The sequence below is a fragment of the Streptomyces sp. NPDC051136 genome, assembly GCF_044455745.1.
Lineage (GTDB): Bacteria > Actinomycetota > Actinomycetes > Streptomycetales > Streptomycetaceae > Streptomyces.
Genome location: NZ_JBITFE010000001.1, coordinates 831,635 through 857,219, shown reverse-complemented (window position 1 = coordinate 857,219; position 25,585 = coordinate 831,635). Strand labels below are relative to the sequence as shown.

At 72.6% G+C, this 25,585-nt stretch carries 20 protein-coding genes; 17 read left to right on the top strand and 3 right to left on the bottom strand.

Annotation, left to right across the window (positions count from 1 at the left end):
• Positions 1–148: 148 nt before the first annotated feature.
• Both ACIBCJ_RS03740 and ACIBCJ_RS03735 read right to left on the bottom strand, forming a co-directional pair.
• A complete protein-coding gene (locus tag ACIBCJ_RS03740) occupies positions 149–682 on the bottom strand; it encodes a hypothetical protein (protein ID WP_362098361.1) in 534 nt (177 codons plus the stop codon).
• 99 nt (positions 683–781) lie between these two features.
• Positions 782–1,195 carry a Fur family transcriptional regulator gene (locus ACIBCJ_RS03735; protein ID WP_362514613.1) on the bottom strand — a complete coding sequence of 138 codons (414 nt, stop codon included), beginning with the start codon at positions 1,193–1,195 and terminating at the stop codon, positions 782–784.
• A gap of 189 nt (positions 1,196–1,384) precedes the next feature.
• Between ACIBCJ_RS03735 and ACIBCJ_RS03730 the strand changes: the two genes are divergently transcribed.
• Both ACIBCJ_RS03730 and ACIBCJ_RS03725 read left to right on the top strand, forming a co-directional pair.
• Complete coding sequence (locus tag ACIBCJ_RS03730) at positions 1,385–2,848, top strand: catalase (protein WP_362098355.1); 1,464 nt, start codon at positions 1,385–1,387, stop codon at positions 2,846–2,848.
• A 96-nt stretch (positions 2,849–2,944) separates the two neighbouring features.
• Positions 2,945–3,340, top strand: a complete 396-nt coding sequence (locus ACIBCJ_RS03725; RefSeq protein ID WP_133884643.1) for an ankyrin repeat domain-containing protein — start codon at positions 2,945–2,947, stop codon at positions 3,338–3,340.
• 35 nt (positions 3,341–3,375) lie between these two features.
• Here the strand turns inward: ACIBCJ_RS03725 and ACIBCJ_RS03720 are convergent, their stop codons facing one another.
• On the bottom strand, positions 3,376–4,155 hold the full coding sequence (locus tag ACIBCJ_RS03720) for an NAD(P)H-dependent oxidoreductase (RefSeq protein ID WP_362098350.1): 780 nt from the start codon (positions 4,153–4,155) through the stop codon (positions 3,376–3,378).
• Between the two features lie 150 nt (positions 4,156–4,305).
• On the opposite strand from ACIBCJ_RS03720, the gene ACIBCJ_RS03715 reads away from it, so the two are divergent.
• From ACIBCJ_RS03715 to ACIBCJ_RS03645, 15 genes are all read left to right on the top strand, one after another.
• Entirely contained in the window at positions 4,306–5,112 is an 807-nt protein-coding gene (locus tag ACIBCJ_RS03715; RefSeq protein ID WP_362098347.1) for a helix-turn-helix transcriptional regulator, read from the top strand.
• A gap of 482 nt (positions 5,113–5,594) precedes the next feature.
• The gene (locus ACIBCJ_RS03710) at positions 5,595–7,076 is read left to right on the top strand and encodes a sugar transferase (protein WP_393526996.1); all 1,482 of its coding nucleotides are present in this window, start codon (positions 5,595–5,597) and stop codon (positions 7,074–7,076) included.
• A gap of 70 nt (positions 7,077–7,146) precedes the next feature.
• Positions 7,147–8,463: a nucleotide sugar dehydrogenase gene (locus tag ACIBCJ_RS03705; protein ID WP_362098341.1), complete on the top strand. Its 1,317-nt coding sequence runs from the start codon at positions 7,147–7,149 to the stop codon at positions 8,461–8,463.
• Complete coding sequence (locus ACIBCJ_RS03700; RefSeq protein WP_399281720.1) at positions 8,453–9,742, top strand: glycosyltransferase family 4 protein; 1,290 nt, start codon at positions 8,453–8,455, stop codon at positions 9,740–9,742. Before ACIBCJ_RS03705 ends, ACIBCJ_RS03700 begins: the two co-directional genes overlap by 11 nt.
• Positions 9,739–11,106, top strand: coding sequence for a Wzz/FepE/Etk N-terminal domain-containing protein (locus tag ACIBCJ_RS03695; RefSeq protein WP_365978606.1), 1,368 nt, complete (start codon positions 9,739–9,741; stop codon positions 11,104–11,106). The genes ACIBCJ_RS03700 and ACIBCJ_RS03695 overlap by 4 nt, the downstream gene beginning before the upstream one ends.
• Positions 11,103–12,632: a Wzz/FepE/Etk N-terminal domain-containing protein gene (locus ACIBCJ_RS03690; protein WP_365978607.1), complete on the top strand. Its 1,530-nt coding sequence runs from the start codon at positions 11,103–11,105 to the stop codon at positions 12,630–12,632. The genes ACIBCJ_RS03695 and ACIBCJ_RS03690 overlap by 4 nt, the downstream gene beginning before the upstream one ends.
• Before the next feature lie 3 nt (positions 12,633–12,635).
• On the top strand, positions 12,636–14,570 hold the full coding sequence (gene asnB, locus ACIBCJ_RS03685) for an asparagine synthase (glutamine-hydrolyzing) (protein ID WP_362098330.1): 1,935 nt from the start codon (positions 12,636–12,638) through the stop codon (positions 14,568–14,570).
• A gap of 106 nt (positions 14,571–14,676) precedes the next feature.
• On the top strand, positions 14,677–16,875 hold the full coding sequence (locus tag ACIBCJ_RS03680) for a bi-domain-containing oxidoreductase (RefSeq protein ID WP_365978608.1): 2,199 nt from the start codon (positions 14,677–14,679) through the stop codon (positions 16,873–16,875).
• On the top strand, positions 16,872–18,830 hold the full coding sequence (locus tag ACIBCJ_RS03675; RefSeq protein WP_365978609.1) for an alginate lyase family protein: 1,959 nt from the start codon (positions 16,872–16,874) through the stop codon (positions 18,828–18,830). The genes ACIBCJ_RS03680 and ACIBCJ_RS03675 overlap by 4 nt, the downstream gene beginning before the upstream one ends.
• 32 nt (positions 18,831–18,862) lie before the next feature.
• A complete protein-coding gene (locus tag ACIBCJ_RS03670) occupies positions 18,863–20,404 on the top strand; it encodes a right-handed parallel beta-helix repeat-containing protein (protein ID WP_365978610.1) in 1,542 nt (513 codons plus the stop codon).
• A gap of 1 nt (position 20,405) precedes the next feature.
• Positions 20,406–21,641, top strand: coding sequence for an O-antigen ligase domain-containing protein (locus ACIBCJ_RS03665; protein WP_362098318.1), 1,236 nt, complete (start codon positions 20,406–20,408; stop codon positions 21,639–21,641).
• Between the two features lie 2 nt (positions 21,642–21,643).
• Positions 21,644–22,885, top strand: a complete 1,242-nt coding sequence (locus tag ACIBCJ_RS03660) for a glycosyltransferase (protein ID WP_362098315.1) — start codon at positions 21,644–21,646, stop codon at positions 22,883–22,885.
• Positions 22,882–24,132: a class I SAM-dependent methyltransferase gene (locus ACIBCJ_RS03655; RefSeq protein ID WP_365978611.1), complete on the top strand. Its 1,251-nt coding sequence runs from the start codon at positions 22,882–22,884 to the stop codon at positions 24,130–24,132. The genes ACIBCJ_RS03660 and ACIBCJ_RS03655 overlap by 4 nt, the downstream gene beginning before the upstream one ends.
• Positions 24,129–24,938 (top strand): glucose-1-phosphate cytidylyltransferase, encoded by an 810-nt coding sequence (locus tag ACIBCJ_RS03650; protein WP_362098309.1) that lies wholly within the window; start codon positions 24,129–24,131, stop codon positions 24,936–24,938. The genes ACIBCJ_RS03655 and ACIBCJ_RS03650 overlap by 4 nt, the downstream gene beginning before the upstream one ends.
• A complete protein-coding gene (locus ACIBCJ_RS03645) occupies positions 24,935–25,582 on the top strand; it encodes a PIG-L family deacetylase (RefSeq protein ID WP_362098306.1) in 648 nt (215 codons plus the stop codon). Before ACIBCJ_RS03650 ends, ACIBCJ_RS03645 begins: the two co-directional genes overlap by 4 nt.
• Positions 25,583–25,585 lie beyond the last annotated feature (3 nt).

Here is a 25,585-nt window from a genome sequence, read left to right as displayed (position 1 = left end):
ACCCGCCGGGACGGGTTCCGCTCAGAGCAGGTCCCGCGGCACCGTCTCGTTCCAGGTGCGGGAGAACACGCGGCGGTCCGACTCGTAGCCGTCCAGGGTGCCCCCGCCGCGGAGGCCGGCCCCCGCCCGCGGCGGCGCGGACCGGCCGTTACTCGATCAGCGCGTCCGCGACGATGATGACGAGACCGATCAGCATGTCCATCGCCCCCGCGCGGCAGGCGGAGAGCCGGCTGAGCCCGGCGGCGCGGGCCGCGAGGACGCCGAGCCCGAAGAGGCAGACGGTGTTCAGCAGCAGGGCCGTGTCGGCGGCCGTGTCCTCCGACCACCATCCGGCCATGGCCGCCAGCAGCATCGCCACGGTCGGCAGTACGGCGGCGACCAGGGGCCACTCGGCGAGCACCGCCCGCAGTCTGCCCGGTCCGCCCTTCCCGTCGCCGGCCGCGCGCTGGGCGATGACGTGCGCGTACCCGTGGGCGGCGGCCGAGGTCAGCCCCGTGAGCAGGACCCACAGCGCGTCCTGGCCCGGGTCGGCCTCCTCTCCCGGAACGTCGAGTGCGGCCACCAGGGCGCTGGCCAGCACCAGGCCGTAGATCCCGGTGAACAGCCATCGCTCCGGCCGGCGCCGCAGGATTCCCTTCGGCGCAGGGCCTTCGGCGGGGACGTGGTGGGCACGTTCGGGCATCGCATCGCCTCGGTGCGGAGGGAGAAACAGGTCACCCCATGCTCGCCCGCGGGGCACCACGAGGCACGACGCCACGCTGCGGGCGCGGGTGTCGCGACGTCAGGCGGCGCAGTCGGGGCAAATGCCCCGATACGTCACTTCGACCTCGGAGACCGTGAAACCGAAGGCCTGGGAGGGCGGGAGGTCGGCGAGCGGGTCGCCCGTCGGCCGCACGTCGCGCATCGCGCCGCAGCGCGCGCAGAGCAGGTGATGGTGGGGACGGTGCGCGTTCGGGTCGTAGCGCTTGGCGCGGCCGTCCGTGGACACCTCGAGGACCTCGCCGCGCTGCACCAGCTCCCGCAGGGTGTTGTACACCGTCGCCCGGGAGATCTCGGGCAGTCGCTCGGCGGCGCGGGCGTGCACCTCGTCGGCGGTGAGGTGGACGTGGTCCCCGTCGAGGACTTCGGCGACCACGCGCCGCTGCGCCGTCAGGCGCCAGCCGCGTTCGCGAAGCCTCACCAGGAGATCACTCATGCGCTGCACCCTAGCAGGGATGGTCGCCAATTCAAGAGTCGATATCGCTCTGGATGGCACCTTGCCTTAGATTCCGTCCAATGTAGGGTGGTGCCCATCGACGCGCGGGGCTGCTCGCCCCGGACTGCCGGACGGCCGGGGACCGTCGGGCCTCGAACGCATGCGAAGAACCATTCCGAGGAGCAAGCCTTGCCTGAGAACAACCAGAAGCCGCTGACCACGGTTGCCGGCGCGCCGGTTCCCGACAACCAGAACAGCCTGACGTCCGGTCCGCGCGGTCCGATGCTGCTGCAGGACGTGTGGTTCCTGGAGAAGCTCGCCCACTTCGACCGCGAGGTCATTCCGGAGCGCCGGATGCACGCCAAGGGCTCCGGCGCCTTCGGCACCTTCACGGTGACCCACGACATCACGCGGTACACCAGCGCGAAGATCTTCTCCGAGATCGGCAAGAAGACCCCGCTCTTCACCCGGTTCTCCACGGTCGCCGGTGAGCGCGGCGCCGCCGACGCGGAGCGCGACATCCGCGGTTTCGCCGTGAAGTTCTACACGGAGGAGGGCAACTGGGACCTGGTCGGCAACAACACCCCGGTGTTCTTCTTCCGCGACCCGCTGAAGTTCCCGGACCTCAACCACGCGGTCAAGCGCGACCCGCGCACCAACCTGCGCAACGCCGAGAACAACTGGGACTTCTGGACCAACCTCCCCGAGGCCCTGCACCAGGTCACGATCGTCATGTCGGACCGCGGCATCCCGGCCACCTACCGGCACATGCACGGCTTCGGCTCGCACACCTACAGCCTGATCAACGCCGAGGGCGAGCGGTTCTGGGTGAAGTTCCACCACCGCACGCAGCAGGGCATCAAGAACCTCACCGACGCCGAGGCCGAGACCCTGGTCGGCAAGGACCGCGAGTCCCACCAGCGCGACCTCTTCGACTCGATCGAGAACGGCGACTTCCCGAAGTGGAAGCTGTTCATCCAGGTCATGCCGGAGGCCGACGCGGAGAACTACCGCTTCCACCCCTTCGACCTCACCAAGGTCTGGTCGAAGAAGGACTACCCGCTGATCGAGGTCGGCGAGTGGGAGCTCAACCGCAACCCCGACAACTACTTCGCGGACGTCGAGCAGGCCGCCTTCAGCCCGGCCAACGTGGTCCCCGGCATCAGCTTCTCCCCCGACCGGATGCTGCAGGGCCGGCTCTTCTCCTACGGCGACGCCCAGCGCTACCGCCTCGGCGTCAACCACCACCAGATCCCCGTCAACGCGCCGAAGAACCCGGTGAACTCCTACCACCGCGACGGCGGCATGCGCGTCGACGGCAACCAGGGCGCCACACCGGGCATCGAGCCCAACTCCTACGGCCGCTGGCAGGAGCAGCCCGCCTACCGCGAGCCGGCCCTGGCCGTGGGTGCCGTCGCCGACCGGTTCAACTACCGCGAGGACGACGACAACTACTACGAGCAGCCCGGCAACCTGTTCCGCCAGATGAGCCCGGAGCAGCAGCAGGTCCTCTTCGAGAACACGGCCCGCGCGATCGACGGCGCCTCCGAGCAGACCGTCGCGCGGCACATCGCCAACTGCACCAAGGCCGACCCGGCCTACGGCGAGGGCGTCCGCAAGGCGATCGAGGCCCTGGCCGCCGGCAACCTCTGACCTTCCGGTCGGAAAGACGTACGGCAGGCCGCACCGTGCCGGCGCGGACACCCCCGTGGTGTCCGCGCCGGCGCGGTGCGGTGCCGCGGAGACTTCATGGACATGCACAGCAGCGGCGGGCTGACTCCCGAGCAGACGGAGCGCGTCGTGGCCATCGCGATGGACCTGGCCCGGGAGGGCGACACCGGACAGCTGGTGGAGTTCGTGACGCACGGACTGCCGGTGGACGTACGCGACCCGGCGGGCAACACCCTGCTCATGCTCGCCGCCTACCACGGTCACGCCGACACCGTGCGGAGCCTGATCCGGCACGGCGCCGACCCCGACCTCCGCAACGACCGGGACCAGTCCCCCATCGCCGGCGCCCTGTTCAAGGGTGCCGACGACGTGGTGGCGGTGCTGCGCGCGGCAGGCGCCGACCTGGACGCCGGTACGCCGAGCGCGCGGGCCGCGGCGTCGATGTTCGGCCGGGACCACCTGCTCGCGGGCTGATCCGGTACGCGCCGTCCGGCGCCGGCCGGCACCTCCTAGCTGCGCACGTGCAGGCCGAAACCCCTGCTGCCCGGCGCCTCCAGACCCTCCCTGAGCCGCAGGGACGGGATCTCGTAGTCACCGCCGTTCTGAGGCCGGAAGGCGATCGGCTCGGTCGTCTCCAGCGACAGCAGCCGCTCCTTCCATGCCTTGGCGGCGTCCGCGAAGGCGCTGTCGGTGATCCTGTCGGCGCCGTACAGCACGAACGGCGGCAGCACCTCCAGGCCCGGGTAGTAGAGGATGCCGTGGTGGATCGGGAACAGCAGGTCCTCGACGGGGCCGTTGACTCCGCGGTCGGTGTAGTGGACCTCCGGTCCCCCGACGGTCACCGACAGGATCGCCCGCCGGCCTCGCAGGGTTCCCTCGCCGTAGCGCTCGCCGTACCGGGTCTCGTCGTGCACGCCGACGCCGTAGGCGAAACGGTGGGTGAACACGCGGTCCACCCAGCCCTTGAGGATCGCCGGCATCGAGTACCACCACAGCGGGAACTGGAGGACGACCGTGTCGGCCCACAGCAGCTTCTCCTGCTCGGCCGCCACGTCCGGCGTGAGGGCCCCGGCCTCGTGCGCCCGGCCGGAGCTCGACACCACCCGCAGCGGGTGCGTGGCGTGCTCCCCGTAGTCCGCCGCGTCCACCACGGCCTTCCAGTCCATCGCGTACAGGTCGCTCACCCGCACCTCGTGACCGGCGGACTCGAGGGTGGACACCGCGATGTCCTTCAGCGAGCCGTTCAGCGAGTGCGGCTCGGGGTGCGCGTGCACGATGAGCGTCTTCATGGCTGTTCCCTTCGACTTCCACGAGATCGGTCACCACTGATGCTCGGCCCTCGCGGCCGCGTTGTTCAGGGGCGCCGCTTCCGTCGGACGGGACTTCCTGGTACCGGCAGGACCACCCTCGTGCGAGCCGCCGGAGCCATACTGGGAGTCATGGACGATCTCGCGGGCTTTCTGCGCACCCGGCGCTCCCGGGTCGCCCCCTCCTCGGTCGGTGTCCCCACCGACAGCCGCCGCCGTGTCCAGGGACTGCGCCGCGAGGAGGTCGCGCACCTGTCCGGTGTGAGTGTCGACTACTACGTGCGCCTGGAGCAGGGCCGCGCCACTCAGCCCTCCGAACAGGTCCTCGACGCCCTGGCCCGGGTCCTCGGCCTCGACGAGACCGAACGCGGGCACCTGGAGCGGCTCGCGCGCCAGCGCCGCCGCCGGGTGAAGTCACCCGGCGGACGCCTGCGCCCGGAGCTGCTGCGCGTGCTGGACCTGGTCCCCGACGCACCCGCCCTGATCATGGACCACCGCCTGGACGTGCTCGCCGGGAACCGCCTCGCCGGGCTCCTCTACGGCCGGCCGCCCAAGGGTCTCAACACAGCCCGGCACATCTTCCTGGAGGAGACCGAGCGCGGCCTGTACGCCGACTGGGAGACCTGCACCCTCGACGCGGTCGGGCACCTGCGCCTGGCGGCCGGGAAGTATCCCGACGACCCTCGCCTGGCCTCGCTCATCGGCGAACTGGCCATGGGCAGCGAGCGCTTCCGCCGCCTGTGGGCTCGCGCGGACGTGCGGGCCCGCACCCATGGGCGCAAGGCGTACCGGCACCCGCTGGTCGGGCTGCTGGAACTGCACCAGGAGAACTTCGCGCTGCCGGACGAGTCGGGCATGGAGCTGCTGGTGCTGTCCGCCGCACCCGGAAGTCCCACGGAGGACGGGCTGCGCCTGCTGGGGACGCTCGGCGACGACTGACGCCCGCACATTCGTACGGATCCGGCGAGTTCGCGCACCGAAATTCCAGTCGTCGATGGCTTGATCCATCGGTGCGTGTGCGCATGGAACGCGGAAAAGCAGCACTGAACCGGTGACCCAGGAAAGCGAAGTGGCGCAAACGCATCCTTGGGGTTTCACCGGCTCGTTGATCAACTCACAAAGCTTGACCATGAATTGCACACATCCTCTCTACACGGTGGCCCCGATGGTCTAGATTGACCGTGCTTCAGCTGTTCAGGGATGAAGCGACCGGGGGAAACGATCTTCAGTTCGGGGGCAGGGGGGTCTGCTGCTGTCACTGTGAGTTGTTCACATGTGCGTGATCGAGCAGGTACGTCGTGCGCGGGCAGGCGGGGGCCGCCCGTGGGGAGGAACAGCGCGGCGCGGGAGGCGGGGGCCTCCCGAGGGGGAGGAACAGTGCTAGGCGAACACGTCGAACCACTGGGAACCTGGGGGGTTCTGTGCGGCAAGGGGGATTGGTCAGCGCGTTTCCGTCTGCGCGCGGGCAGGTGGCGGACGGGGCGATCAGCCGGCCCGCGATCGACTGGGAGCAGCGGTACCGCCGTACCGTGATCACCAGCGACACCGTGACCACTGCCTTCGTGGTGGCGGGCATAGGCAATTTCTTCGGAGTTCGTGACGCGGCCAACTGGCACGAGAAATGGGGAATTCTCGCTTTCGGCACCGAGCTGCTGGTGCTGGGCGCGCTCGCGGTCAGCCGTTCGTGGTCCCCGGCCGTGCTCGGCCAGGGCGCCGAGGAATTCCGCCGGCTCGGGCGCTCGCTGTTCATGGCGACCGTTGTCCTGGCGCTCGGTGGAATCGCTCTCACCTCACGCAACATCAAATTGTGGATCTTCGTCGCCGTCCCCGCGATCGCGGTCGTCACCATGGTCGCGCGGTATCTGCTGCGGCTGTGGCTGCACCGACAGCGCAAGGAGGGACGGTGCCTGAGACCGGTGCTCGCCGCCGGCAGCCCGGCCACCGTGCGCGACCTGATAACCCGGACCCGCCGCTTCCCGCACCTCGGCTGGCGCGTGGACGCGGTGTGCACGACGGACGGCACCGAGCTCGGCGACGGCGACCAGCTGGAGGGCGTGCCGGTCGTCGGCCCGCTGGCGGACGTCGCCGACCACGTGCGCCGGGACGGCTACCGGGTCGTCGCGGTCACCCCGGACCCGCACTGGTCACCGGACCGGTTGCAGCGGCTCGCCTGGAACCTGGAGGGCAGCGACGCCGAAATGGTCGTGGCCCCCGTGCTGATGGAGGTGGCCGGTCCCCGGCTGCACGTCGACGCGGTGCTCGGCATACCCCTGCTGCGGGTCAGCATGCCGACGTTCACCGGGGGCCGCCGGGCGGTCAAGGCGGTGGTAGACCGGCTGGGCGCGGCGATCCTGCTGACGCTGTTCGCGCCCCTGATGGTGTCCGTCGCGCTGCTGGTCGTGCTGGACAGCCGGGGCGGCGCGTTCTACCGCCAGCGCAGGGTCGGCAAGGACGGCCGCGAGTTCACCATTCTCAAGTTCCGCACCATGGTCGCCGGCGCCGACCGGGCGCGCGCCGCGCTGGCCGACCGCAACGAGGGCGCGGGCCTGCTGTTCAAGCTCCGCCGGGATCCGCGGGTGACGCGGGTGGGTGCGGTGCTGCGCCGGTACTCGGTCGACGAACTGCCGCAGCTCCTCAACGTCCTCACCGGGTCGATGTCGCTGGTCGGTCCGCGGCCGCCGCTGCCGGAGGAGTCCGCCGCGTACGGCCCGGACATCCGAAGGCGGCTGCTGGTCAAGCCCGGCCTCACCGGTCTGTGGCAGATCAGCGGACGCAGCGACCTGCCGTGGGAGGAAGCGGTCCGCCTGGACCTTCGGTACGTGGAGGACTGGTCACTGGCCCTGGACACGGTGATCTTGTGGAAGACGCTGCGTGCGGTGGTGCACGGGCAGGGGGCGTACTGATGCGCGACGGTCGCCGGACCGGCGCGCGGATCGCAGGCCGTCGAGGTCTGCCTGGGGGGAGGAACGGGTCATGAGAGTCAGTGTTTTCGGCCTGGGCTACGTGGGCTGCGTGTCGGCCGCGTGCCTGGCCGGCATGGGGCACGAGGTCGTCGGGGTGGACGTGAACCAGGTGAAGGTCGACCTGGTCAACGACGGCAGGGCGCCGGTGGTCGAGGAGCGCATCGGCGAGCTGATCGCCGAGGTCGTGGGCACCGGGGCGCTGCGCGCCACCACCGACGTCCGTGAAGCGATCATGGAGAGTGAGATATCCCTGGTCTGCGTGGGCACCCCGTCGGAGCCCAACGGCAGCCTGTGCACGACCTACTTGGAGCGGGTCACCGAGGAGATCGGCACCGCACTGGCGGAGCGCGGCGGGCGGCACACCGTGGTGTTCCGCAGCACCATGCTCCCGGGCACCTGCACCGACCTGCTGGTGCCGATCCTGGAGAAGTACGTCGGCGGGACGGCCGGGGTGGACTTCGGGGTCGCGGTCAACCCGGAGTTCCTGCGCGAGGGCACGAGCGTGCGCGACTTCTTCGACCCGCCGAAGACCGTCGTCGGCGAACTCGACCCGGCGAGCGGCGACGCGGTGCTGGCGCTGTACGACAGCCTGCCCGGCGAGGTGTTCCGGGTGCCGGTCGCCACCGCCGAGGCGATCAAGTACGCGGACAACGCCTTCCACGGCCTGAAGATCGGCTTCGCCAACGAACTGGGCGCGGTGTGCCAGGCACTCGGGGTGGACTCGCACCAGGTGATGGACGTGTTCCTGGCCGACCGCAAGCTGAACATCAGCCCCGCCTACCTGCGACCCGGCTTCGCCTTCGGCGGCTCCTGCCTCCCCAAGGACCTGCGCAGCCTGGTCCACGCGGCGCAGCGGGCCGACGTGTCCGTGCCCATCCTGTCCCATGTGCTGCCCTCCAACACCGCGCACCTGGAGCGCGCGGTGGAACTGGTGGAGCGCGCGGGCAAGCGCCGGGTGGGGCTGTTCGGCCTGTCCTTCAAACCCGGCACCGACGACCTGCGCGAGAGCCCGCTCGTCGAGCTGGCGGAGCGGCTCTTCGGCAAGGGGTACGACCTGAAGATCCACGACGCCAACGTGAGCCTGTCCCGGCTGCTCGGCGCCAACCGCGAGTACGTCGAGAACCGGCTGCCGCACCTCGCACAGCTGCTCGCGGACTCCGTCGACGAGGTCCTGGACCACGCCGAGGTGTGCCTGGTGGGGACCAGGGACCCGGCCGTGCTGGCGGCGCTGCCCCAGGGCGGCGGCCCGCTGCTGATCGACCTCATCCACCTCCCCGACGCCGACGCGCGCCGGGCCGAACCGGGGTATGTGGGCCTTGCCTGGTGACACGACGTCCGGTGGCACGCCGCTCGGCGGCGCCGGCGACCGGCCGGGACGGCGCGCGCTGATCCTGGTGGAGAACCTGTCGGTGCCCTTCGACCGGCGGGTGTGGCAGGAGTGCACGACCCTGCGCGACGCGGGCTGGGAGGTCCACGTCGTCTGTCCCCGCGGGACCACGCGGGACACGGAGGCGGAGACGGAGATCGACGGGGTCCGCATCCACCGCTACCCGTTGCGCGCGGCCACCGGAGGTCCGGCCGGCTACCTGCGCGAGTACGGGGCGGCGCTCTGGCACACGGCCCGGCTGGCCCGCAGGGTGGGCCCGGTGCACGTGGTCCACGCCTGCAACCCGCCCGATTTGCTGTTCCTGCCGGCCCTGTGGCTCAAGCGGCGCGGCTCACGGTTCGTCTTCGACCAGCACGACCTGATACCCGAGCTGTACCTCTCCCGGTTCGGCCGCGGCAAGGACCTGCTGTACCGCGCGGTGTGCGCCCTGGAACGGATGACGTACCGGGCGGCGGACATCGTGCTCGCCACGAACGAGAGCTACAAGGACGTCGCGATACGCCGTGGCGGCCGCCGCCCGGAGGACGTCTTCGTGGTGCGCAGCGCCCCGGCGACCGACCGGTTCCAGCCGGTGCCGCCCGAGCCGGGGCTGAAGCGCGGCAAGCCCCATCTGCTGTGCTACCTCGGCGTCATGGGCCCTCAGGACGGCGTCGACTACGCGCTGCGGGCCCTCGCCAGGCTGCGGGACGAGCTCGGACGGACCGACTGGCACGCGGTGTTCGTCGGCTCGGGTGACGCGTTCGACGCGATGGTGGAGCTGTCCCGGTCGCTCGGACTGGCCGACCGGGTGCAGTTCACCGGACGCATCCCGGACGCCGACCTGGTGCGCTACCTCTCCACGGCAGACGTGTGCCTCTCCCCCGACCCGCGCAATCCGCTCAACGACGTGTCGACCATGAACAAGGTCCTGGAGTACATGGCGATGGGCCGGCCGATCGTCTCCTTCGACCTCCGGGAGGCGCGGGTCTCCGCCGGTGACGCCGCCGTCTACGCGCCCGCCAACGACGAGACCGCGTTCGCCCGGCTGGTCGCGCAGTTGCTGGACGACCCGGACCGGCGGGCCCGGATGGGCAAGATCGGCGAGGAACGGATCAACGGTCAGCTCTCCTGGCGGAACTCGCAGGCGTCGCTGCTCGCCGCGTACGACGCCGCCTGCCGCGGTCGCGTACCGGGGCCGACGGGCACGGCGGACAAGGCAAGGAGAAGGCCGCGCAATTGAGTGATGACACGATACGCCTGGTCACGGTCGGGCGGATTCTCCGTCGACGGCGGCGGCTGCTCGCCGTCCTCGTCGTGGTGGGCGCGCTCGCCGGCTACGGCGTCTCGTGGCTGTTCCCGCCGCGCTACACGGCGTCGGCCTCGGTCCTGCTGCCGGGGCAGTGGGAGCAGCGCGAACTGCTCACCCAGGTGGAGATCGCGACCAGTTCGTCGGTGGTCGACCGGGCGGGCGACACCCTCCGCTGGAGCGGCGTCAGCGACAGCGAGCTGCGCGACCGGGTGAGCGCGGAGATGGCGGACGGCAACATCATCAAGATCTCCGGGACCGCCGACACCCCGGAGCGTGCGCAGCGGCTCTCCGACGAAGTGGCCCGGCAGTTCGTGACGTACGCCGCGCGCATCGCGAGCGGCACCACCGATCCCGACGGGGCGACGGGACCCGAGGCACTGCGCCGGCAGGTGAAGCGCACCAACGAGCGCATCACCGACCTGGCCGAGGCCGCCGACCCGGGACAGACCGTGGAGAGCGTGCAGGCCCGTACGGAGCTGGAGAAGCTGCGCACCGCGCTGCAGGACGCCATGGAGAAACTGGAGGAGGCCGACCAGGCGCACGGCAGGGGCAGCATGGTCGTCATGGGGCCGTCCCCCCGGCCGACCGGCGAGGCTCCGCCGACGCGGACACAGCTGGTCGGCGGCGGGGCGCTGCTTTTCTTCGTGCTGGCGGTCGTCGGCCATCTCGCCGCCGCGCGGGTGAACCGGCGGCTGCGCCTCGAACCGGAGATCGCGGCCGCGCTGGGGGCGGCGCTGCTGGGGACCGTCGACGTACCCGCCGAGCGGCGCGCGGGCCGGCCCGCGGCCCGTGGTGCGCGGGCGCGGTTGCGTCGGCTGCTGGGCGTCGACACCCGGTGGGACCTGCCGACGCCGCCGGCGTCCGGCGACGAGGCCGGCCGGCGGCTCAGGTACCGGCGGGTGTGCGCCCGCCTGCGGGAGCGTGCGCCGTCGCTCCGACGGCTGCTGGTCGTCGTGCCGGACGACGACGAGGTCGCCCGCCGGGCCGCCGGGCAGCTCGCCGACGAGGCCGCGGGAGACCCGCTGCTGCGGCTGGTGGAGGTGTCGGTGCCCCGGCCCATGGTGCCGGACCGCGGCACCGAGTCCGGTGTCCTGGTGGTGCTGAGCGCGGGCGCGCGGACCGCCGAGGAACTCGCCGGGGTCGCGGAGGCGTGTGCGGACGGCGGGCACGAGGTCGTCGGCGTCGTGGTCGCCGAAGCCGTCCGGGCCCGTCCGGCGGAGCCGGTCCGCCGGCCCGCGGAACCCGTCGTCGCGGCGGCAGCGGTGCCCGACCACGCGACGGGAGGCTCGGCGTGACGACGAGTACGGCCGACCGGTCGTCGGCCTCCGCTCCCCTGCTGGACCTGCACTCCCTGGTGGTGGCGGTGCGCAGGCGGCGCCGTCTGTGGGGCGCCCTGGCCCTGCTCGGTCTGCTGGCCGGCGCCGCCGTGGCGGTCCTGCTGCCGCCGCGGCCCGCCGCGGTGACCAAGGTGCTGGTCGCGCACAAGGAGGACCAGCCCAACGACACCGGAACGCTGATCCGCACCGACGTGGAGCTGCTGGCCACCACCCGGATCGCCGAGCAGGCCCTGCGCACCCTCGGCTCCCGGGAGAACCCGGAAGACTTCATGCAGGACTACCGGGGCACCGGACTGACCAACAACCTGATGCAGATCGACGTGACGGGCGACAGCGACGCGGAGGCGGTGGCCCGGGCCAGGGCACTGGCCGACGCGTTCGTCGCGGACCACGTACGGCGCATGCGGAAGTCCGCCGAGGCCGAGGCGGACGCCCTGCTCGACCAGCGCGACCGGATGCGCAAGGAACTCACCGACGTCAACGCGGCGATCGGGGACCGCTCACCCGGCGACGACCCGAAGGCGTCGGCGGGCATCGAGTCCCTCTACGCGCGCCGGGCCGAACTCGACTCGCGGATCGCCGAGTTCGACCAGCGCGCGGCGGAGGCGCGCACCGGCACACCCGCGGTCGTCGCCGGCACCCAGATCGTGGACGCCCCGCACGCGGTCCGGCACTCGCTGCCCCGGACCGTGGGCACCGACGGTGCGATCGGACTCGTGCTCGGGCTGGTCCTCGGACTCGTACTGGCCTCGGTCGGCGCGGTGGTCGCGGACCGCCCCGTGCTGCGCCGGGACATCGCGGCGAACCTGGGCGCCTCGGTCCTCGCGGAGCTGCGCCACGTCCCCCGCCGCTCGGCCGGACGGTGGCAGCGCCGGCGCACCCGGACGGCACGTGAACGGCTCACCACCACCCTGGCCCGCATCGTGCGCCGCTCCGCGGAACCCGTGTCACTGCTGGAACTGGGCTGCGCGCGGGCGACCGGCGCCATCGCCCTGGACGTCGCCGGGGCGCTGGAGGCGGACGGTCCCGTGGCCGTCGTCGACGCCCTGCCCGGCACGCCGCTCGCGGACGCCCGCCGCGGCTCCCCGGGGCCGGCCGTGCTCAGCGGCGAGCGCGCCGCGGCCGAGCCGCACCCGGGGCGCCGGCTCGGCGTCGGCTCGGTCGCTCCCGGCACCGCGTGGACGGACCTGCAGTACCTCGGCACCCGGACGGTGCTCGTCGTGCGGGCCGGGCACGGCAGCGCCGCGTGGCTGCACACGGTGGCGCGGCAGCTCGCGGACCAGCGCATCACGGTGCTCGGGGTGGTGCTGGTCGACCCCGATCCGCGCGACCGGACCGACGGCACCCTGTGGGACGGCCCGCGCGTCGCCCCACGCGCCCTCGACGAACGGCCCAAGCGGCACAACGCAACGGTGCGGACCAGGACGGAGCGGCCGTCGATGCCGACCGCGCGGGTCCCGGACAGCGAGCAGGAGGCGCGGTAGCACATGTGCGGCATCGCAGGCACGTACCACTGGCCGGACGGAAAGGCCGTGACCGACCGGCTCACCGATGTCCTCGCCCACCGCGGGCCGGACGGCGCGGGCCGCTACAGCCACGCCGCCGGCGACGGCGAGGTGCAGCTCGGCCACCGCCGGCTGGCCATCGTCGACCTGTCCGGGACCGGCGCCCAGCCCATGGAGTCGGACGGGCTCGCCCTCACGTACAACGGCGAGCTGTACAACGCGCCCGAACTGCGCGGCGAGCTGGAGTCCACCGGGGTGCGCTTTCGCGGTACCTCCGACACGGAGGTGGTGCTGGAGGCCTGGCGCCGCTGGGGCACGGACTGCCTGCCCAGGCTGCGCGGCATGTTCGCGTTCGCGGTCTTCGACGAGCGCACCGGTGAACTGGTGCTCGCCCGCGACCAGCTCGGCATCAAGCCCTTGTTCCTCCTCCGGCGCGGCGGGGGCCTGGTGTTCGCTTCCGAGCTCAAGGCGCTCGCCGCGGTGACCGGCGGGAAGCTGGAGGTGGACCACGCGGCGCTGGTCGCCTCGCTGCTGTACTACTGGGTGCCGGACTCGCGGTGCGCCTTCCGCGAGGCGGAGAAGCTGCCGCCGGGGAGCTGGCTGCGGTGCCGGCCCGACGGACGGGTGGAGCGCGGCCGGTACTGGAACCTGAGGGACGTCGCCGCCGAGGGCGCGGAGCGGGCCCGCAGCGGTGAGCTGCCGGACCTCGGCGCCGTCGTCGAGGAGTCGACCCGGCACCACCTGCTCTCCGACGTGCCCGTGGCGACCTTCCTCTCCGGCGGGCTGGACTCCAGCTACCTGACCGCGCTGGCGGCCCGGCACCGGCCCGGGATCTCCGCCTACACGATCGGGTTCCGCGCCGAGGACGCCAGGTTCGAGGCGATGCCGGACGACCTGCGCTACGCCCGGCAGGTGGCCGCGCGGTTCGGCGTCGACCTGCACGAGATCGAGATCGCCCCGGACGTGCTGGACCTGCTGCCCCGGATGACCTACCACCTGGACGAGCCGATCGGCGACCCGGCCGCGATCAACACGTTCCTGATCTGCTCGGCCGCCAGGGAGGCCGGGGTCAAGGTGATGCTCTCGGGGATGGGCGCGGACGAGCTGTTCGCCGGGTACCGCAAGCACCTGGCCAACCTGCTGGCGCTGCGCTACCAGCGCGTCCCACGGCCGCTGCGGCGCGGCGTGTCCGCGGCCGTGGACCGGCTGCCGGTCGCGACGAGCCGCCGGGGACTGCGCTCGGTGCGCTTCGCGAAGCGGTTCCTCTCCTTCGCCGGCCTGCCGGAGGAGACCGCGTTCCGGCGCAGCTACACCATGTACGACCGGGAGGAGCTGCTCGGCCTGATCGACCCGGATCTGGCGGGCACGGTCGAGGACGTGCTGACGGAGCACGCGGACGTCTACGAGGACAACGACCTGGACGACTTCGTGAACCGCATGTGCCTGGGCGACGCCCGGATGTTCCTGCCGGGCCTGAACCTCGCCTACACGGACCGCTCCAGCATGGCCGCGTCGACCGAGGTGCGGGTGCCGTTCGTGGACGTCGAGGTGGTGAAGGCGGCGTTCGCCGTGCCCGGCGACCGCAAGATCGTCGGGCGGCAGGGCAAGGCCGCCCTCAAGGAGGCGGCCACCTCGGTGCTGCCGCGGGAGATCGTGTACCGGCCCAAGGGGCTGTTCAGCGCGCCGCTGCGGGCCTGGATGAGCCGGGACCTGGCGCCGCTGGTGCGCGAGGTGGTCAACGACGGCGAACTGGTCCGTTCCGGGTTCCTGCGCCGCGACGCGCTGCGGCGCCTGGTCGCCGAGGACGCCGCCGGGCAGCGGGACTTCTCCAAGCACCTGTGGCACGTGCTGACCCTCGAGTACTGGTACCGCGGTGCGACCTCGGGAGCCGGCCAGGGCTCCCCGTCGGCGGTGTAGGACGCACCGGGCGCGCAGGCCCCGCACCCGGACGAGCGGCACAGGGCCGACCGGCGCAGAGACGACGGACACACAGACAACCGGCACACGGACAAGAGGACTTCGAGTGAAACAGGTCGTGCAGAACTACAAGAGCGGCGAGCTGGCGCTGCTCGACGTGCCGGTGCCGGGCTGCAAGCCGGGCGGTGTGCTGGTGCGGACCTCCTATTCGCTGATCTCCACCGGCACCGAGCTGATGAAGGTGTCCGAGGCCGGCATGTCGATGCTGGGCAAGGCCCGTTCCCGGCCGGACCAGGTGGCCAAGGTCGTGCAGAGCGTGGCCACCAACGGGGTGCCCGCCACGTACCGCAAGGTGATGGGCAAGCTGGACTCCTACACGCCGCTGGGTTACTCGCTGTGCGGGGTGGTCGAGCAGGTCGGCGCCGGGATCGACGACGTGAAGGCCGGCGACCTCGTGGCCTGCGCCGGCAACGAGCACGCGTTGCACGCCGAGCTGAACTGGGTGCCGAAGAACCTCTACGCCCCGGTGCCGGACGGCCTCGCGCCGCGGCACGCGGCCTTCGGCACCGTCGGCTCGATCGCGCTCCAGGGCGTCCGCCAGGGCGAGTCGCGGCTCGGCGAGGTGGCGCTGGTGGTCGGCCTCGGGCTGATCGGGCAGCTGGTGGTGCAGCTGCTCACCGCCTCGGGCGTCCGGGTCGTCGGGGCCGATCCCGACCCGGCGCGCTGCGAACTGGCCGAGCGGCTGGGCGCGGCTGCCTGCGGCGATCCCGCCTCCCCGGCCGTGGCGGGCGCCGTCGCCGAACTCACCGGCGGCCACGGCGTGGACCAGGTGTACCTGGCAGCCGGCGGGGGCAGCAACCAGCCCGTCGAGCTGGCCGCTCGGCTGTGCCGGGACCGCGGGCGGGTCGTCGACATCGGCAAGTGCCGCCTGGACCTGCCGTGGAACGCGTACTACGAGAAGGAGCTCGACGTCCGGTTCTCCCGCTCCTACGGCCCCGGGCGCTACGACCCGGAGTACGAGCTGGAGGGGCGGGACTACCCGATCGGCTACGTGCGCTGGACCGAGCGGCGCAACCTGGCGTGCTTCCTCGATCTCGCCGCCCGCGGCCGCGTCGACGTGGAGCCCCTGATCTCGCACACGGCCGCCTTCGACGACGCCGTCGAGACGTACCGGCGTCTGGAGGACGGCGAGCTGAAGGCCGTGGCCGTACTGTTCCGGTACCCCGGGCAGGACGCCGGGGAGGAGGCTCCGGCCGAGGCCCCGGTGCTGACCGTGCCCGCCGTGCCCGCCCCCGTGCCCGGGCAGCGGGGCCCGGTGAGGGGTGCCCGGACGCCGGTGCGCCTGGCATTCGTCGGCGCGGGGAACTACGCGAGCTCGATGCTGCTGCCCCATCTCGCACAGCGCGACGGGGTCGAGCTGTCGACGGTCGTCACCACGACGGCGCTGTCCGCGGCCAACGCGCAGCGGAAGTTCGGGTTCGCGCAGGCGACGACCGATCTCGACGCGGTGCTCGGCGACACGTCCGTCGACGCGGTGTTCGTGGTCACCCGGCACAGCTCGCACGCCGAACTGACCCGCAAAGCGCTGCTGGCCGGCAAGGCCGTGTTCGTGGAGAAGCCGCTGGCGCTCACCGAGGACGAGCTGGCCGGGGTGCTCGCGGCGGTGGAGGAGTCGGGCAACGACCGGCTGCAGGTGGGCTTCAACCGCCGGTTCGCACCCCTGCTGCACCAGGCCGGGCAGCGGTTCGGCGCCCGCTCCGGGCCGGCGAGCCTGCGCTACCTGGTCAACGCCGGCCGGCTCGACCACGGCAGCTGGTACCTGCGGCAGGACACGGAGGGTTCGCGGTTCGCCGGTGAGGGCGGGCACTTCATCGACACGGCGAGCCGCCTGATCGGCGCCGACCCGGTCTCGGTGTACGCGCTCGCCGCGCCGGGCAACGAGGACCTTCAGGTCGTGCTGGGCTATCCGGACGGGTCCACGGCCACCATCAGCTACGTCACCACCGGCGCGTCCGGCTTCCCCAAGGAGACCCTGGACCTGGTCGCGGACGGCAAGGTGCTCCAGCTCGACGACTTCGTCCGCACGTCGGTCTACGACGGCCGCAAGCGGTGGGTCAGTTCGCGGCTGCCCAAGGCCAGGGACAAGGGCCAGTCGGCGGAACTCGCGGCGTTCGTCAGGGCGGTGCGGACCGGCGGGCCGATGCCGGTGCCGCTCCGCTCCCTGGTCGCCACCACGGCGGCCACCCTGGCGGTGCGGGCCTCGCTGGCCGCGGGCGCTCCGGTGACCCTGGCGGAGGCGCGATGACGCTGAGCGCGGGCTGGTACCTGCGGCGGCTGTCCCGCATGGGCCCGCGGGAGGTCGGCGGCCGGGTGGGCGACGCGGTGCGCAGGCGGCGGTGGCGTTCGGCACAGCCGGCCGCCCCGCGCGTGACCGGCGCCCGGTTCACCGCCGTACTGCCCGCGGGGACGATCGCCGCGGTGCCGCCGGACGCGGCCGAGCGCCTCGTCGCCGAGGCGGACCGGCTGATGGCCGGGAGCGCCGAGTACTTCGGCGTGCTCCGCGACGACCTGGCCGAGCCCGACTGGTGGTACGACCCGAAGACCGGGCGCCGCGCGCCGGGGGGCTACGCCTTCGACGTGCCGTACCGCGACGAGGACGCGGCCGGGGACATCAAGCAGATCTGGGAGCCGTCGCGGCACCAGTACCTGACCGTGCTGGCCGCCGCCTACGCGGTGACCGGGAACGAGCGGTACGCCGAGCGGGTGGCCGAGCACCTGCGGTCCTGGTGGGCGTCGAACGCGCCGCTGCGCGGGGTGCACTGGGTCAGCGGCATCGAGCTGGGCATCCGGCTGCTGTCCTGGGTGTGGATCCGCCGGCTGCTCGACGGCTGGCCGGGCGCGCCCGCCCTGTTCGAGGACAACCCGGTGGCGCTGCGGCAGATCTGGCACCACCAGCGGTGGCTGGCCGCGTTCCCCAGCCGGGGGTCGTCGGCCAACAACCACGTCGTCGCCGAGGCCGCCGGGCAGTTCGCCGCGGCCTGCGCCTTCGGGTGGTTCCCCTCCTCCACACGCTGGCGGGACGACGCGCTGCGCTCGCTGGAGCGGCACCTGCGCGGCAACACGTTCCCCTCCGGCCTCAACCGCGAGCTGGCCACCGAGTACCACGGGCTGGTGCTGGAACTCGGTCTGGCCGCGCTGGCCGAGGCGGATGCGGCCGGTGTGCCGGTGCCCGCGACGGTCCGGCTCGTGCTGCTGCGGATGACCGACGCGCTCGCCGCCGTGGTGGACGACCGGCTGCGGCCGCCGCGCCAGGGGGACGCGGACGACGGACACGGCCTGGTCGTGGACGGGGCGGGCACCGACCGCTGGGCCTCGCTGCTGGCCACCGGCGACGCCGTGTTCGGGTCGCTTCCCTGGTGGCCCGAGGTGTCCGGCACCGACGTGCGCACCGGGCTGCTGGCCACGCTGATCCTGCCGTACGCGAAACAGGGCGACGCGCCGGCCGTGACCCGCCCGGCGCGCAGGCCGGCCCACTTCGCGGACGCCGGGCTCACCGTCCTGCGCGGTCCTTCGGGCATCTGGTGCCGCTGCGACGGCGGTCCGCACGGCTTCCTGTCCATCGCCGCGCACGCCCACGCCGACGCGCTGTCCGTGGAGGTGCGGCACGACGGCGTCGAGGTGCTCGCCGACCCGGGGACGTTCTGCTACCACGGGCAGCCCGAGTGGCGGCGGTACTTCCGGTCGACGCTCGGCCACAACACCCTGGAGCTGGACGGCGCCGACCAGTCGGGCTCCGGCGGTCCGTTCCTGTGGACCCGGCACGCCCGCAGTCGCGTCCTGGCCGTGGAGGCGGCCGAGGAGGGGGTGTCGCACTGGTGCGCCGAGCACGACGGGTACGGCCCGTCCGTGCACCGCCGCCGGGTGGAGCTGACGGCGGAGAGCCGTGAGCTGAGGGTGGTGGACGAGGTGCGCGGCCCGCGCCGGGCCGTGCGCCTGGCGTTCCACCTCGGGCCGGCGATCACCGCCGACCTGGCGGGCAGCCGCGCCGTGCTCACCTGGAGCCGGGACGGCGAGGAGCGCACGGCGGTGCTCGACCTGCCCGGCGAGCTGTCCTGGCGCGCGCATCGCGGGGAGACCGACCCGCCGCTGGGCTGGTACTCGCCGGGCTTCGGGCGCAAGGAGCCCGCCACCACGCTGGTCGGCTCCGGATTCACCGACGCAGCACGGGGGTTCACGACCGTTCTCGGGTTTCACGGCTAGGCACAGGAACCAGGAACAGGAAGGGGGGACTCATGGGGAACACGTGGCGGGGCCGGGTGCTGTCGGCCGCGACGCCGTCGGCACTGGGGCTGGTGCTGCTGGCGACCGGCTGTGTCGGCACGCCGGACGACCCGGCGCCGAAGCCGTCCGCTTCCCCGTCCCCCTCCGGTGCGCCGGCCGCGGCCCGGGTGTGCGCGAAGCCCTCGGCGGGGCCGGCCGAGGCGCCCGAGGGAGCGGTGACGGTCGATCCGGACGTCGTCGGTGACCTGGCCGCCAAGACCCGCACCAGCCCACCGCACACCACGTTCTGGCTCCGCCCGGGCAGGCACCGGCTCGCTTCCGACCGCTACTCCCAGGTCGTCCCCAAGGCGGGCAACCGGTACGTCGGGGCGCCGGGCGCGGTGCTCGACGGGCAGAAGACCAACCAGTACGCCTTCGGCGGGAAGGCACCCGACGTCACCCTGGGCCATCTCACCGTGCAGGGCTTCGCCGCGCCGCACGACGAGGGCGTGGTCAACCACGACTCGGCCGACGGATGGGTCATCGAGCACGCCACGATCCAGTACAACTCCGGCGCGGGGCTGATGGCCGGCGACCGGCAGCGGGTCCGCGCCAGTTGCCTGCGCGGCAACGGCCAGTACGGCATCAACGCCTACAAGGGCGACGGCGTCATCGGCGACCTGGTGCTCGAAGGCAACGAGATCGTGGACAACAACACCGGCGACTGGGAGCGCAAGCGGCCGGGCTGCGGCTGCACGGGAGGCGTCAAGTTCTGGGCGGTCCGGGGCGCCGACGTCCGGGGCAACTGGGTGCATCACAACCGCGGGACCGGATTGTGGGCGGACACCAACAACAACGACTTCCTGATCGAGCACAACGTGCTGGAGGACAACGAGGGTGCCGCGCTGATCTACGAGACCAGCTACAACGCGGTCGTCCGCGAGAACACGATCCGGCGCAACAACTGGGTCGAGGGCCGCGAGAACACCGCGGGCGGCGACACCTTCCCGTTCGCCACCGTCTACATCTCCGAGTCCGGCGGCGAGCCGAGGATCGCGGCCCGCACGGACGAGATCGAGATCTACCGCAACGTGCTGGAGGACAACTGGTCCGGGATCACCTTGTGGGAGAACGCCGACCGGTTCTGCAACAGCCCCGCCAACACCTCCTCCGGCGACTGCACCCTGCTGGTGAAGGACGTCGACCGCTGCGCGCGCCCGGCGATCGCGAAGGCGCCCCTGTACGCCGACTGCCGGTGGAAGACCCAGCGGGTGGACATCCACCACAACCGCTTCGTCCTGGACAAGACCGCCGTCGAGTGCACGGCGAACTGCGACCGCATGGCGCTGCTCGCCAACTACGGCACCTATCCGGACTGGTCCCCGTACCAGGGCGAGCGGGTGGCCGAGGCCGTCACCCTGCGGCAGCACAACCGCTGGCACGACAACGTCTACGTGGGGCCGTGGCGGTTCGTCGCCCACGACCCCGGCCGGGTCCTCGACTCCCGGGGGTGGCGGCGCGCGCCCTACCGGCAGGACTCGGGCAGCACCTTCCGTGCGGGGAGGGGTGGTTGAGATGGACGCGGACCGTTCACCGAAGCTGGTCGGCACGGCCTGGGGGCTGCTGGTCCTCAACACGCTCGGCTCCACGGGGGCGGAGACCGTCGTCCCGCTGCCCCGCTCGCTCATCCAGATGGTCACCATGGGCGCGCTGGCCGTCGCGTTCACCCTGGCGCTCGCCCTCAATCCCCGGCTGCGGGTGCGCCCCAGTGCCTACTTGCTCCTGCTCACCCTGCTGCTGGTGCCGAGCCTGATCTCCAGCGCCGACCTGGAGTCCGGGTTCGGGGCGCTGTTCCGCTGCGCCCGGCTGGCTCTCTTCGTCGCCACCCTGTGGCTGCTCAGCCGCTGGTGGGACGGCGGCACGACCTTCGTACGGCACCACATCAGGCTGTACTTCCTGGTCCTGTGCTCGGTGGCCGCGGGGGCGCTCGTCTCGCCGGGCGCGGCCATGCCCGACCTCTACGGCGGGCGGCTGGTCGGCGCTCTGTGGCCGCTCACCCCGCCGCAGATCGGTCAGTACGCCGCGGTGATCATCGGGCTCACCGTGCTGCTCCTGCTGGGCCGCCGCACCGACCGGCGCGGCGCCGCGCTCGTCATCGTGCCCTCGCTGGTGCTGCTGTTGCTGACCCACACCCGTACGGCCACGCTCGGTCTGCTCGTCGGTCTGGCGCTCGCGATCGGCTCGCTCACCCTGACCAGCGCCGCCGCCCGCCGGTTCTTCTCCTGGGCGGTGCTGTGCGCCGCGGTCGCCGCGGTGGTGTTCGCCTCGGCGCTGCGGGCGTGGTTCCTTCGGGGGCAGACCGAGGAGAACTTCAGCAACCTCACCGGCCGCGCCAAGGTCTGGGACGCCCTGCTGGCGGCGCCCCGGACGACCGGGGAGAAGGTGTTCGGCCTGGGGCTGGGCGACAAGTCGTTCGACGGGCTGCCGATCGACAACAGCTGGCTGGCCGTCTACCACGAGCAGGGCCTGATCGGCGTCGCCCTGGTGGCGACGGTCTTCGTCGTGCTGGGCGGCGTCGCGCTGCTGCGGCCGCCGTCCCCGGCGAGGGCCTGCGCGATCTTCCTGATCGGCTACTGCGGGCTGGCGTCGTACACCGAGGCGGGCCTCGGCGACGCCTCGCCGTATCTGCTGCACCTGGCGGTGGCCGCCTCCCTGCTGGCGGCCCCGGCGTCCCCGGCCGCTCCCCCGCCGGCTCCCGACATCCCCCGGCGCCGCGTCCCGCGTTGGGCCCGCACCTCGGAGGTGACCTGATCATGCACGTCCTCGTGGTGCACAACCGCTACAACTCGGCGCAGCCGAGCGGCGAGAACAACGTCGTCGACCAGGAGGTCGAGCTGCTGCGCGCGGCCGGCCACCGGGTCGGGGTGTTCGAGCGGCGCAGCGACGACATCGCCGGCCGGTCGCTGCCGGGCAAGGTCGCGGTGCCGCTCCTGGTGCCGTGGAACCCGGCGGTCCGCTCGGAGCTGGCGGCCCGGCTGCGGGCCGAGCGGCCGGACGTGGTGCACGTGCACAACGTCTTCCCGCTGCTGTCGCCCGCGGTGCTCGCGGCCTGCGCCGACGCCGGGGTGCCGGCCGTCGCCACGCTGCACAACTACACGCAGATCTGTCCGCCCGGCACGCTGCAGCGCGAGGGCCGGCCGTGCACCGAGTGCGTCGGGACGGCGCCGCTGCCCGCCGTGCGGCACGGCTGCTACCGGAACTCGCGGCTGGCGACGGTGCCGCTCGCACTCAGCCTGTCGGTCAACCGGCGGCGCTGGTGGTCCGGAGTGGAGCGGTTCTTCTGCATCTCGGCGGCGCAGCGCGAGGTCCTGGTGCGGGCCGGCATGCCGGCCGGGCGCCTCGCGGTGAAGCACAACTTCGTGCCCGACCCGGACGCCCGCCGCTCGGGCCCCGGCGAGCACCTGCTGTACCTGGGCCGGCTCGCCGAGGCCAAGGGCGTACGGCTGCTGATGGCCGCGTGGGACGAGATCGCCGCGGGCGGCGGCGTGGGCGTGCCGCTCGTCATCGCCGGGGCGGGGCCGCTGGAGGACGAGGTCACCGCCTGGGCCGCGGGCCGGGACGACGTGCGCCACGTCGGCCTGTACGACCCGGAGCAGTGCCGGCGGGCGATCGCCCGGTCGGTGGCCGTGGTGGCTCCCTCGACGTGGCTGGAGGCCTTCGGCCTGGTCGTCGTGGAGGCGATGGCGGCGGGGGTGCCGACCGTCGCCGCCGGTCACGGAGCCTTCGTCGAGCTGGTCGAGGACGGGGGGACCGGGTTGCTGCACCGGCCGGGCGAGGCCGCCTCGCTCGCCGCGTGCCTGCGCCGGATCACGGCCGAGCCGGACCTGAACCGGCGGATGGGCCTGGCGGCCCGGCGCCGTTACGAACGGGGTTTCAGCCCGGAGGTCGGGCTGGAGCGTCTGGAGGAGGGGTACCGCACCGCGATCGCGGGGCGGTCAGCACTGGCTCGCGGCGGGGACACCCCCGCGGGCAGGGGGGATGGGGGCAGTAGATGACACGATGCCGACTCTGCGGTTCGGCGGCGATGGAGAGCGTCGTCGACCTGGGAGCGACACCGCCGTGCGAGAGCTTCCTCGCGGCGGACCGACTGGACCGGCCGGAGCCGACGTACCCGCTGCACCTGCGGGTCTGCACCGACTGCTGGCTGGCGCAGATTCCCGCACTGATCACGCCGGAGGAGACGTTCACGCAGTACGCGTACTTCTCCTCCTACTCGACCTCGTGGGTGGAGCACGCGCGCACCTTCGTCTCCGGCGCCGTGGAGCGGCTGGGCCTGGGCCCGGACGCCTTCGTGGTCGAGGTGGCGAGCAACGACGGGTACCTGCTGAGGCACATGGTGGACCGCGGGATCCGCTGCCTCGGCATCGAGCCGTCGGTCAACGTGGGCGCGGCGGCGCGGGAGGCGGGCGTGCCCACGCTCACGGAGTTCCTGAGCCCGGAGACCGGCGCGGGCGTCCGCGCCGAGCACGGCCCGGCGGACCTCGTCGTGGCCAACAACGTGTACGCGCACATTCCCGACGTGGTCGGCTTCACCCGGGGGCTGCGGGCCCTGGTCGCCGACGACGGCTGGGTCTCGATCGAGGTGCAGCACCTGCTGACGCTGATCGAGGAGAACCAGTACGACACGATCTACCACGAGCACTTCCAGTACTACACGGTCGCGTCCGCGATCCGCGCGCTGGCGAGCGGCGGACTCGCACTGGTGGACGTCGAGCTGCTGCCCACGCACGGGGGTTCCATCCGGCTGTGGGCCCGGCCCGCCGAGGTGGCCGGTGAGCCGAGCGGGCGGGTGGCCGAGGTGCTGGACCGGGAGAAGGCGGCCGGGCTGCAGGAGCTGTCCGGGTACACGGAGTTCTCCGCCCGGGTGGCGAAGGTCCGCCGTGACCTGCTGCGGTTCCTGATCGAGGCGGCCGAGCGCGGTGAGACGGTGGTCGGCTACGGGGCGCCGGGCAAGGGCAACACCCTGCTCAACCACTGCGGCATCCGGCCCGACCTGCTCGCGTACACCGTCGACCGCAATCCCTACAAGCACGGCAGGTTCACCCCGGGCACCCGCATTCCGATCCTGTCCCCCGAGCGGATCGCCGCCGACCGGCCGGACTACGTCCTGGTCCTCCCGTGGAACCTGCGGGCCGAGCTGGTCGAGCAGCTCTCCTTCGTGCACGAGTGGGGCGGCCGGCTGGTCTTCCCCATCCCGGAACTGAGCATCGTCGAGGCCGCGTCCCGAGAGGTCACAGCATGAAGGTCGTACTGTTCTGCGGCGGTTACGGGATGCGGATGCGCGAGGGCGCCTCCGACGACGTGCCCAAGCCCATGGCGATGGTCGGGCCGCGGCCGCTGATCTGGCACGTGATGCGCTATTACGCGCACTACGGGCACAAGGAGTTCGTTCTCTGCCTCGGATACGGGGCCCACCACATCAAGGAGTTCTTCCTCAACTACGAGGAGACGACGTCCAACGACTTCGTGCTGCGGGGCGGCCGGACCGAGCTGCTGTCCACCGACATAGCCGACTGGACGATCACGTTCGCGCAGACCGGCATCGAGTCGCCGATCGGTGAGCGGCTGCGCCGGGTGCGGCACCACCTGGACGGCGACGAGATGTTCCTCGCCAACTACGCCGACGTGCTCACCGACGCTCCGCTGCCCGAGATGATCGACTCCTTCGCCCGGCGCGACGCGGGCGCTTCGATGATGGTGGTGCCGCCCCAGTCCTCGTTCCACTGCGTGGACCTCGGCGAGGACGGCCTGGTGGGGGGCATCACCGCGGTGAGCGACCTGCCGCTGTGGGAGAACGGCGGCTACTTCGTACTCCGCCAGGAGGTCTTCGACCACATCCCCGAGGGTGGTGACCTGGTGGCCGACGGCTGCACCGAACTGGCCAAGCGCGGGCGGCTGGTGGCGCACCAGCACCGCGGCTTCTGGAAACCGACCGACACCGTGAAGGAGCGGGCCGCGCTCGACGCCGCCTACACCCGGGGCGAGCGCCCGTGGGCCGTGTGGGAGCGGGACGGCGCGACGCCGTACGCCGGGGCGGGGTCCGCGTGATCCGGCTCGGTGCCGGGCGCACGGACCGGGTCGTCGCGGTGGGCGCGCACTGCGACGACATCGCCATCGGCGCCGGCGGCACCCTGCTGACGGTGTGCCGGGCGCGGCCGGGGGTGCGCGTCGACGCGCTGGTGCTCTCCGGCGGTGGCGGCGAGCGGGAGCAGGAGGAGCGGGACGCGCTCACCGCCTTCTGTCCGGGTGCGGACCTGCGGGTGACCGTGCTCAAGCTGCCGGACGGCCGCATGCCGGCGCACTGGGAGGAGGCGAAGTCCGCGGTCGAGGAGCTGCGGGGGCGGACGGAGCCGGATCTCGTGCTGTCCCCGCGCACCGACGACGCCCACCAGGACCACCGCGGCCTGGCGAAGCTCATGACCACGGCGTTCCGCGACCACCTCGTGCTCCGCTACGAGATCGTCAAGTGGGACGGCGACCTCGGCCGCCCGTCGGCGTACCAGCCGTTGACGCCGGAGGTCGCCGAGGAGAAGGTGCGGCTGCTGCAGGAGCACTACCCCTCGCAGCGGCACCGGCCCTGGTACGACCGGGAGGCCTTCCTCGGCCTCGCCCGGATCCGCGGCATCGAATGCCACGCGCGCTACGCCGAGGCCTTCGACGTCGCCAAACTCACTCTCAACCTGGGGGGTTGAACC

Excerpts from the sequence above, each read along its gene's own strand:
- ACIBCJ_RS03725 (WP_133884643.1), top strand. The coding sequence starts at position 2,945 with ATGGACATGCACAGCAGCGGCGGGCTGACTCCCGAGCAGACGGAGCGC.
- ACIBCJ_RS03660 (WP_362098315.1), top strand. The coding sequence starts at position 21,644 with ATGCACGTCCTCGTGGTGCACAACCGCTACAACTCGGCGCAGCCGAGC.
- ACIBCJ_RS03665 (WP_362098318.1), top strand. The coding sequence starts at position 20,406 with ATGGACGCGGACCGTTCACCGAAGCTGGTCGGCACGGCCTGGGGGCTG.
- ACIBCJ_RS03650 (WP_362098309.1), top strand. The coding sequence starts at position 24,129 with ATGAAGGTCGTACTGTTCTGCGGCGGTTACGGGATGCGGATGCGCGAG.
- ACIBCJ_RS03720 (WP_362098350.1), bottom strand. The coding sequence starts at position 4,155 with ATGAAGACGCTCATCGTGCACGCGCACCCCGAGCCGCACTCGCTGAAC.
- ACIBCJ_RS03715 (WP_362098347.1), top strand. The coding sequence starts at position 4,306 with ATGGACGATCTCGCGGGCTTTCTGCGCACCCGGCGCTCCCGGGTCGCC.
- ACIBCJ_RS03735 (WP_362514613.1), bottom strand. The coding sequence starts at position 1,195 with ATGAGTGATCTCCTGGTGAGGCTTCGCGAACGCGGCTGGCGCCTGACG.
- ACIBCJ_RS03655 (WP_365978611.1), top strand. The coding sequence starts at position 22,882 with ATGACACGATGCCGACTCTGCGGTTCGGCGGCGATGGAGAGCGTCGTC.
- ACIBCJ_RS03740 (WP_362098361.1), bottom strand. The coding sequence starts at position 682 with ATGCCCGAACGTGCCCACCACGTCCCCGCCGAAGGCCCTGCGCCGAAG.
- ACIBCJ_RS03670 (WP_365978610.1), top strand. The coding sequence starts at position 18,863 with ATGGGGAACACGTGGCGGGGCCGGGTGCTGTCGGCCGCGACGCCGTCG.
- asnB (WP_362098330.1), top strand. The coding sequence starts at position 12,636 with ATGTGCGGCATCGCAGGCACGTACCACTGGCCGGACGGAAAGGCCGTG.
- ACIBCJ_RS03675 (WP_365978609.1), top strand. The coding sequence starts at position 16,872 with ATGACGCTGAGCGCGGGCTGGTACCTGCGGCGGCTGTCCCGCATGGGC.
- ACIBCJ_RS03705 (WP_362098341.1), top strand. The coding sequence starts at position 7,147 with ATGAGAGTCAGTGTTTTCGGCCTGGGCTACGTGGGCTGCGTGTCGGCC.